Genomic DNA, 7,556 nt, shown 5'->3' with positions numbered 1-7,556 from the left:
TAAACCAGTCGATGTTGCATAGTGATTTTGACTTATCAAATAGTCGCTATAAATATCAAGAAGATCCAGTTTCATGTTTTGTCCTTAAAAACTTATGGACGAAAAATATGATTATTTCAAGCAAAAATCAACTATTGATCAAATAATCGCTATACATATCAAGAAGATCCAGTTTCATTTTTTGTCCTTAAAAACTTACGGACGAAAAATATGATTATTTCAAGCAGAAATCAACTATTGCTGCGTAACATCAATCATTAACTTTGAGTGTTTTTTAACAAAACCATTAGAATAATAGCTTACAACTCATCATTCTTGCTTATATTTTTTTTAAAACGATGCGCTTCTAGCATCCAATTTTTATAGGAATAACTTTCCATGTTTTGAAAATTTCTAATGTTTTTTGCGTTAACATTGTCATAAACTTAATCAAAAAATTTTATTTATACAGTGTCGTCACGAGATGATCAACCAAAAGAAAAGGCATCGAATTTGAACAGAAGCAAGAAATAAAGAAGTAAGTTTTTCGTAATGGCGTTGAAATTCTTCTCCAGCGTTTCAGGTCAAGAAATGTATTCTCTACAAAATGTATGAGTTTTGAAGTGTCGTTATTGTTTTTAATTTGTTTTTTTATTTTTATTTACAGTAACAAAAGAATTTATGTTTTTTTTTATTACCTCATCAATACTTTGATTGGTAGCTGATTAGCCTATTTGCAATCGAAAACAGTTCCTGAACTCTGACCGGCATGCCCTGGGCCATCCAAGTCCATATGTAGCTTCGTGTTGAGCTCTTTTTCTGCATAAAGATGTTTTTTTATATGACTGGCATCTATTATCAACCTCTCATAGTCCGGATCAACACTCAGTTTTTTTAAAAATCCCCCCTTTTTATCTTGCCCTGCGCAAAATATTATGTGGGTATTTTTCCAATTTTTAGGAGCCCAAAGCAAGATCCCGAAAGGGGAACCTGTTCTCAAAGCCCACAACATAGCGTGTAACGAGTGTTCGTTGCTTTTTTTCCCAAACTTTCCTCTTTTTCCGGTTGAGGGCCTAAATATTTTTCAAGATTTTTCGGATATGTTACGTCTTTCTGTGCCACTGCGTCATCTTTTAAAAAACGAAATTCCTGATTTTATTATATGATATTTTATCTCATGACGACAAAAACTAGGTATTCTTTGTTTTGAGGAATTCTATGTGCTCGCTTAAACATTGAATTGATTGATAAAAAAATATTAATTTAAATCAAGTAAAATTTTATGTTTTTTATATATTGACAAAAAACGTTAATTTTTTATGATAATTGAAGTGTGGTTTTAAGCAGCCTTCAAAAAAGTTATGGTGTATACGCTTTTTACGGTATCTTTTCAGGGAATTCAAGCGATATTGGTAGAGGTTCAGGTTCAATTTGCTTCAGGTAGTCTTCCTGGATTAAATATCGTGGGGCTTCCAGATAGAGCTGTAAATGAAGCAAAAGAGCGTGTGCGTTCTGCGCTTCAATCGATTGGAATAGGATTTCCTTGTAAACGGATTACGATCAATTTGTCTCCGGCTAATATTTTAAAAGAAGGCAGTCACTATGATTTACCTTTAGTGCTAGGAATGTTGATGGGGTTAGAGATTTTACCTCCTGAACTTAAAAATACGATTAGTTTAGGTGAATTGAGTTTAGATGGAAGTATTAAACCCGTAGCAGGAGTGTTAAGCAGTGCATTGCTGGCCGCATCTTTAGGAAAAACGTTAATTTGTCCAGGAATTTGTGGTCCTGAGGCACGTTGGGGAGGTGAATTTTCTATTTTAGCACCGTATCATTTGCTAGAACTGGTGAATCATTTTAAGGGAACTCAGATACTTTCTGTTCCAGAACCTATATTAGATCCCTTAGATACACCAATTGAGCATTTTGGGTTAATTCATGGTCAAGTTCACGCAAAATTAGGACTGATTATCAGTGTTTCCGGTGGGCATAATGCGTTAATGATCGGTCCTCCTGGAACCGGAAAATCTTTATTAGCTAAAAGTGCTATGAGCTTATTAGATCCTTTAAGTCCTAAAGAAGCTTTAGAAGTCACCATGATTCACAGCTTGGCTGGTGTTTTAAAAGAAGGAAAAGGGCTTATGCGTCAACGTCCTTTTAGGGCTCCTCATCATTCTGCCTCTATGGCTTCCATGGTCGGAGGAGGATTAAAAGGAACGCCAGGAGAAATATCTATGGCTCATCAAGGAATTTTATTTTTAGATGAGCTTCCCGAATTTTCAAGAAATGTTTTAGATGCTCTACGTCAGTCCATGGAAACTCGTCAAGCAGTTGTTTCGCGTGCCAATTACCATGTTACGTATCCCGCAGATTTCCAATTTCTTTCAGCTATGAATCCATGTAAATGCGGATATTTAGGAAAAAATTCTAAAGAATGTCGTCAAGCACCAGAATGCGGAAATCGGTATCAACAAAATCTTTCTGGACCACTTTTAGATCGTATTGATCTTTTTATGAATGTTTCAGACATTGATTTTAAGGCCTTTCCAGAGACAACACCTTTTGATAATTTGCAACATACGCGGCAACTCGTTCGTTGCGCAAAGCATCGTCAAGAAGTAAGGTATCAGGGGAAACTTTTTCAATGCAATGCTCAATGCCCTTCTAATGTATTGGATCAAATTTTGGACAACAATCAAGATTCTAAACATATGTTACTAAAAGCTGCCGATCGTTTTGACTTTTCTATGAGAGGATTTTATCGTGTTGCCAGGGTTGCGCAAACTATCGCTGATTTAGACCAATCAGAACATATAACTACTCTTCATATGGGGCAAGCGCTGAGCTATAGAGTAGAACAAAGCCCAAAGAAAAGATAGTTGAGATTTTTAAGTAAATATGGGATACTCAAGAAAATTAGAATGTGAGGGACGCATAAATTTATGGTATACGTATCTAAATTAAAAATAACGTGGTTAACGTTTTTGGTTTGCGTTAGTTTGATTTTAGTGCTGCCCAGTTTTGTCTCTTCCAATTTTATTCCAAAGTGGATGCCTTACAAAAAAATTGTTTTAGGTCTCGATTTGCAAGGAGGAGTGCACTTAGTGCTTGAAGCGCAGACGCAAAGCTTATTTAAAGATCAAAGCAATCAGTACGCTTCTAGACTTAAGAAAGCATTTTTGAAAGAAAAAATAGGGTACAGAAATTTATCGTTTGACGAACGTGGAGTTTCTTTTGAACTTCAGTCTTTACGAAATTTGAAAGATATGGAAAAAATTACTGGCAGTATTTTGGGTAAAGATATGGAACGTACGATTGAGGGGAAAAAAATTCGTTTTTTATACAGTGAATCTTTTCGTAAACTTCTTCAAAAGCAAGCTTTGGACAGAAGTGTAGAGGTTATTCGAAAGCGCGTTGACGAAACAGGGACTGTGGAGCCCTTAATTCAAATTCAAGGAGATAAAAATATTGTATTGCAAATTCCAGGATTTCAAAATCCTGAACAAGTTAAGAAAAAATTAAACAAAACAGGGAAGCTAAATTTTTATTGGGTTGCAGAACAAAAAACATCAGAAACTTGGGAATGTAAAGATAGGGAAGGTCGAGTTTATCGATTAGACAAGGAAATTGTGTTGACAGGAGAAGATGTTGCCAGCGCAAAAGCAGATTATCATGTTTCTGAAGAAGGACAGAGTCGCCCCTGCGTTTCTTTGATGTTAACAACTCAAGGTAGCCACCAGTTTTCTGATCTTACTAGACAAACTGGAAGAGTGTTAGCAATTGTTTTAGATCATATTGTTTTGAGTGCTCCTAAAATCCAGTCACACATTCCCAATGGCCAAGCAGTGATTACGGGAAATCAGACCTTAGAAGAATGTCAAGGATTAGCTGGGATGATTCGTTCGGGATCTTTGCCGGTGGATTTAACAGTTTTAGAGGAGAAAATTGTAGGTCCAGGAATGGGGGCGGATTCTATCCAAAAAGGGATTGTAGCTACGTTTATTGCTATCGGAGCTGTAGCATTATTGATGTGGAGTTTCTATGGGGGATTTGGAACATTTGCAGTGATTGCCGTTGTCTTTAATCTTTTATTTTTATTAGCAATTTTGATCGCCATGAATGCTACTCTTACTCTTCCGGGTATTGCCGGAATGTCGATTACCGTTGGAATGGCCGTAGATGCTAATGTTTTAGTGAATGAGCGGATTAAGGAAGAATTACTCTTGGGACGAAAACTTTTGCCTGCAATTGATTCCGGGTACAGGAGAGCAATGAATTCTGTGATAGATTCTAATTTAACAACTCTTATTGCGGTTGCTGTCTTGTTTGGGTTAGGAAGCGGACCTGTGCGCGGATTTGCAGTGACGATGGCGATAGGAATTGTTACGTCTATGTTTACAGCAGTATCTATGACTCGGACGATGGTAAGTTTTTGGTTACAAAAATTCCCAACACATTCTATACTGATTTAGGGAGGAATTATTATGGCGCTTTTTTCATTTTCTCGTTTATCGCTACCGTTTTCTTTAACAAAGCATATATGGGTTCCCATTACTTTGCTGTTGAGTGTAATGATTTTTATGATGGGAAGTTTATGGTATAAAGGAGTGAATTGGGGAATAGACTTTAAAGGAGGAATTGTGTTAGAAGCACGTTTTTCTCGCGTTCCCCATTTAGATGAAGTGCGTCGTTTTGTTCAGCACCCCGATAATTTTGGAGAAGAATCTACCATTCAACAATATGGGGACAAAACGAAACCTACAATTTTGATACGCGCTGCAGAAAAAAAAATCGATCTTCCTGGAATCCAAAAACGATTTCAAAAAATGTCAGGAGATACTGTAGTCTTTGATAAATATAATCGGATTGGAGCTAAATTAGGAAAAGAGCTGATGAAATCTAGTACATGGGCTCTTTTGTTTGCATTGCTAGGGATAGGAATTTATATTTGGATTCGTTTTGATTGGATGTTTTCCATCGCAAGTTGGATTGCTCTTGCCTATGACTGCGCTGCATTATTATTATTTTTTTCATTTTTCAATTACGAAATCAGCGAGGGATCTATGGTAGCTTTTTTGATTACAGCAGGATATTCCGTCAATGATACTGTGATTGTGTTTGATCGGATTAGGGAAAACAGAGGCTACAAGAAAAATTTAAGTTGTTCTGAGATTGTTGATCTTAGTATTAACGAAACACTTTCTCGTACTGTTTTAACTTCTATGACAACTTTGGTGGCTCTTTTTGTTCTTTATATGTTAGGAGGAAGTATCATTGCAACATATAGTCTTCCAATGATTGTGGGAATTTCTTCTGGCACCATTTCTTCTATTTTGATTGCGGCTCCTATTTTTTACATATTATTTCAGTTTCAAGCAAAACGAGAGCATCAAAGTTTTAAAAGTAGCATTTCTAAGAAATAGTCAAAAGTTTTTTTGATATTTTTTGAGCGATTTATTATGTTTTCTATAAAATCAAAATTATATGTTAGTATCCATCAAGACTCTTTTTCTATGACTCATTGTGATTTTGGATTGTTATTATAGATTTTTTGGGAAAAACTACTTTATACTTTCAAGAGATTTTAATTTTTTTTTAAAATTTTATTGCTTCCAAAAATTAAATAATTTTTTTTAATTTGCAATCCAAATCAATTTTTTAATTAATCCTAGCAGTTTGTTCTTAAAATAGATCTGCTGTGAAAGTATTTTGTCAGTTTTCTTGCATCCAACGATCAATTTTTGATTAAACTATAAATAGCGATCTAAAAAATCCTATGATTTTTCTTGTGATTTCGTGTGCTTTTTTATAGAATTTCAAAATAGATCTAAAAAAAGAAAGGTTGTTTCATGCCTACTTTAGAAAATATAGTTGAACTGGTTCATTGTATAGAAAAAGAAAAAAAAGTCGTTTGGAGGTTTCTTTGACCAGACGCACATACTAAAAAAACTTCAAGAACTTGAAGAAACATTAAAACTTCCTGAAACATGGTCTGACACAAAAATTTCTGTTTCATTACTAAAGTTACAAGAAGTTTTGTTACGTAAAAAAAATCTTATGTACCGTATCGATCAAGAAATTGAAGACCTTAAAAGTTGGGTTAGTTATATGCAGGTCTCTCAAGATACTGAATTTTTATTCGATCAATATAACTCTGCGTTAAATTTAGAAAAAGAAATAAAATTGTTACGTATTGAGCAATTTTTTTCTGATAAAATGGATGAAAGATCGTGTTTTTTAGCGCTTCAAGCAGGTGCAGGAGGAACAGAGGCGCAAGATTGGGCGGCGATGTTAATGCGTATGTACACTCGATGGTGTGAATCAAACGGATATCACGTAGAAATTATAGACGAAAATATAGGAGAAGAAGCAGGAATTAAGTCTGCTACGTTATCCATTTCTTGCGGCGCATTTCCTTATGGGTGGCTAAAAGGAGAAAGCGGAGTTCATCGTTTAGTACGATTGTCTCCTTTTGATGCTGCAGCAAGACGTCATACAAGTTTTGCCTCCGTTTTTGTGACGCCTGCGTTAGAAGAAGTGGAGGCTCCACCTATTGAAGAAAAGGATTTGCGTATTGATACCTATCGTGCTTCTGGAGCAGGAGGGCAGCATGTGAACAAAACTGATAGCGCAGTACGTATTACGCATTTACCTACGGGCACTGTAGTTCAGTGTCAAAATGATAGATCTCAGCACAGAAACAAAGCTACCGCGTTAAAAATGCTTGCATCGAAATTATTTACATTAGAAAAAAAAGAACAAGAAGCATACGCTGCAACTATGCAACCAGAAAAAAAAGGAATAAGCTGGGGACAGCAAATTCGCTCTTACGTATTGCAGCCGTACCAAATGATAAAAGATTTGAGAACAGGAGAAGAAACGTCTAATACAAAAGCTGTGTTAGATGGGCAAATTCAAAATTTTCTAGAAAGTTATTTATTTTATCAAGCAGAAGAAAAAAAATTAGATGAGGTTAAAGATCATTGATATGTATATATAGTAAATTAAGTTGAGATTCATGAATAAAAGTAAAGTCTGACACTCAGTTCATTGAAGGTAAAGGTTCTTGTCTGTATAATCTTAGAATCTCTTTCTAAAAACAATGTACTTTTTGCGCAAACGTCAACTTAATTGAATATATTAAAAGCAGTTGAATCATGATGAATTAAAAAAACACGAATTGACTGATATAAGCCCTGGCAGAGCTGAATTTTCTGCCCAATTCATCGCTTCGTATTTTTCCAAAATTTCTCGATTGGATTTAAATCAGGTGAATAAGGTGATAAAAAAAATAATCCTACAACCGGCAGATTCAACTGATTCTTTGAAATTTATGCTTATGCAATGAATCACATTATCCATGATCACAACTTGTCCGGGGCTTAATTCTTTTATCAAAAACTAGCTCTCCCTCAACTTCGAATTAAAAAACATCGGAGCAATCGCTTTATTATTTACTGATGTTACGCAGCAATAGTTGATTTCTGCTTGAAATAATCATATTTTTCGTCCGTAAGTTTTTAAGGACAAAAAATGAAACTGGATCTTCTTGATATTTATAGCAACTATTTGATAAG

General features: G+C 35.1%; 4 protein-coding genes and 1 pseudogene. 4 read left to right on the top strand and 1 reads right to left on the bottom strand.

Going from position 1 to position 7,556, the window contains the following annotated elements; genetic code table 11:
- Positions 1–709 precede the first annotated feature (709 nt).
- The gene (locus tag P618_RS01430; protein ID WP_021827149.1) at positions 710–991 is read right to left on the bottom strand and encodes a hypothetical protein; all 282 of its coding nucleotides are present in this window, start codon (positions 989–991) and stop codon (positions 710–712) included.
- 349 nt (positions 992–1,340) lie between these two features.
- Between P618_RS01430 and P618_RS01425 the strand changes: the two genes are divergently transcribed.
- From P618_RS01425 to prfB, 4 genes and pseudogenes are all read left to right on the top strand, one after another.
- Positions 1,341–2,858 (top strand): YifB family Mg chelatase-like AAA ATPase, encoded by a 1,518-nt coding sequence (locus P618_RS01425; protein ID WP_021827147.1) that lies wholly within the window; start codon positions 1,341–1,343, stop codon positions 2,856–2,858.
- Positions 2,859–2,921: 63 nt separating this feature from the next.
- Positions 2,922–4,451 carry a protein translocase subunit SecD gene (secD, locus tag P618_RS01420; protein WP_021827146.1) on the top strand — a complete coding sequence of 510 codons (1,530 nt, stop codon included), beginning with the start codon at positions 2,922–2,924 and terminating at the stop codon, positions 4,449–4,451.
- A 12-nt stretch (positions 4,452–4,463) separates the two neighbouring features.
- The gene (gene secF, locus P618_RS01415; RefSeq protein WP_021827145.1) at positions 4,464–5,402 is read left to right on the top strand and encodes a protein translocase subunit SecF; all 939 of its coding nucleotides are present in this window, start codon (positions 4,464–4,466) and stop codon (positions 5,400–5,402) included.
- A gap of 490 nt (positions 5,403–5,892) precedes the next feature.
- Positions 5,893–6,966: pseudogene (prfB, locus tag P618_RS01410) on the top strand (peptide chain release factor 2); the annotation flags it as partial.
- Positions 6,967–7,556: the final 590 nt, after the last annotated feature.

The sequence above is a fragment of the Holospora obtusa F1 genome (assembly GCF_000469665.2).
Taxonomy (GTDB): domain Bacteria; phylum Pseudomonadota; class Alphaproteobacteria; order Holosporales; family Holosporaceae; genus Holospora; species Holospora obtusa.
This window is presented reverse-complemented; position numbering and strand designations above follow the sequence as displayed.

Bases quoted from the DNA above. Each gene is read 5' to 3' on its own strand.
- secF (WP_021827145.1), top strand. From the start codon at position 4,464: ATGGCGCTTTTTTCATTTTCTCGTTTATCGCTACCGTTTTCTTTAACA.
- P618_RS01430 (WP_021827149.1), bottom strand. From the start codon at position 991: ATGTTGTGGGCTTTGAGAACAGGTTCCCCTTTCGGGATCTTGCTTTGG.
- P618_RS01425 (WP_021827147.1), top strand. From the start codon at position 1,341: ATGGTGTATACGCTTTTTACGGTATCTTTTCAGGGAATTCAAGCGATA.
- secD (WP_021827146.1), top strand. From the start codon at position 2,922: ATGGTATACGTATCTAAATTAAAAATAACGTGGTTAACGTTTTTGGTT.